At 59.3% G+C, this 1,859-nt stretch carries 2 protein-coding genes; both read right to left on the reverse strand.

From position 1 onward, the window contains the following. Positions 1-105 precede the first annotated feature (105 nt). Positions 106-750, reverse strand: coding sequence for an outer membrane lipoprotein periplasmic chaperone LolA (gene lolA, locus AC1DWI_RS21335; RefSeq protein ID WP_477669670.1), 645 nt, complete (start codon positions 748-750; stop codon positions 106-108). A 5-nt stretch (positions 751-755) separates the two neighbouring features. Next, positions 756-1,859: DNA translocase FtsK (locus tag AC1DWI_RS21340; RefSeq protein ID WP_477725694.1), on the reverse strand; the 1,104-nt coding region annotated here is incomplete at its 5' end.

Here is a 1,859-nt window from a genome sequence, read left to right on the forward strand (position 1 = left end):
GCAGAATACAGAATCAAACTGTCAGTGAGAAAGCCAGAAAACCGGGTTTGATGACCACCATGAATCCGGGAATTGAAACCGGCATGGGAAAACCACCGCAGGCGTTTACTGGCGAATCAGGTCCGCCCCAGCCGGCGTCTTGAACTGGAAGGCGGCAGGGCCAAGTGCAGGGTTGATCTCGAACTGACTGAAGGTCATCACTGACTTCTGGCCAAAGCTGTCAAGGATTTCCAGCATGGCGAGTTCGCTGCCCTTCCCGGTCGGTTTGAAACCGACACTGATGCTCTGCAACTGGCCGTCTTTGGTTTTGGGTTTGGCCTGTATCCACTGCAAACCATCTCTGTCAGGCAAGGACGCCAGGTTGAAATCGGCTTGCAGGCCCTTGAGGTCTGCAGCAGCGGCGATCACGGCGGCCGGGGTTCCGTTCAGTACCTGGGCCAGCTTGCGCGAGGTGACCTGGTTCAAGTCTGCGTCATAGAGCCACAGGGTCTGGCCGTCGGCCACGATGGTTTGTTCAAAAGGCTTTTTATAGACAAAGCGGAAACGGTTGGGCCGCGAAAACTCAAACGTACCGTTCGACGTCTTGCTGCGTGCAGCCTGGCCGTCCTTGCCGGGCGCCGTCACCACCTGGGTGAACTCGGCGCGGCCGCTGCTGACGGTCTTCACGAAAGTTTCGAGGCTTTCCAGGCCATCGGCCCATACGGAATGGGCGCAAGCAGCTATCAAAACAGTAGCAAAATATTTCTTCATGATCGTCACTCCGCCCGTGAGGGCACCAGGATTTCGCGCTGGCCGCTGCCACTCATGGCGCTGACCAGCCCGGCTTTTTCCATGTCTTCGACCAGCCGCGCAGCGCGGTTGTAGCCGATCTTGAGATGACGCTGCACCAATGAAATGCTGGCCTTGCGGTTTTTCAGCACGACTTCCACGGCCTGGTCGTACATCGGGTCTTTTTCACCGCCGCCGTTACCGCCACTGCTGCCATCACCCAGCAAGTCGCCGTCTTCGCCATCGACGGTACCGCCTTCCAGCACGCCCTCGATGTAATTGGGTTCGCCCTGCAGCTTGAGGTAGGCCACCACGCGGTGCACTTCGTCATCACTCACAAACGCACCATGCACCCGAATTGGAAAGCCTGTACCACTCGGCATGTAAAGCATGTCACCCATTCCTAACAATGCCTCAGCGCCCATCTGGTCAAGAATGGTCCGGCTGTCGATCTTGCTGCTGACCTGGAAAGACAGGCGGGTCGGGATATTGGCCTTGATCAGGCCAGTAATCACATCCACGCTTGGCCTCTGGGTGGCCAGCACCAGGTGGATGCCGGCGGCCCGGGCTTTTTGCGCCAGGCGGGCGATCAGCTCTTCAATCTTCTTGCCGACCACCATCATCAGGTCGGCCAGCTCGTCGATCACCACCACGATGTAAGGCAGGCGTTCCAGCGGCTCGGGTTGCTCGGGCGTGAGGCTGAAGGGGTTGTAGATGAATTCGCCCTTGGCCTTGGCCTCGTCGAGCTTGGCGTTGTAACCGGCCAGGTTGCGCACGCCCAGCTTGCTCATGAGCTTGTAGCGCTTTTCCATTTCGGCCACACACCAGTTCAGGCCGTGGGCGGCCTGGCGCATGTCGGTCACCACCGGCGCCAGCAAATGCGGAATGCCTTCATAGACACTCATTTCCAGCATCTTGGGGTCGATCAGCAGCAGCCGCACGTCACGCGCATCGGCCTTGTAGAGCAGGCTCAGGATCATGGCATTGATGCCGACCGACTTGCCGGAGCCGGTAGTACCGGCCACCAGGCAGTGCGGCATCTTGGCGAGGTCAGCCACCACCGCAGCGCCGCTGATGTCCTTGCCCAGGCC

The sequence above is a fragment of the Polaromonas sp. P3_C2 genome, assembly GCF_056402675.1.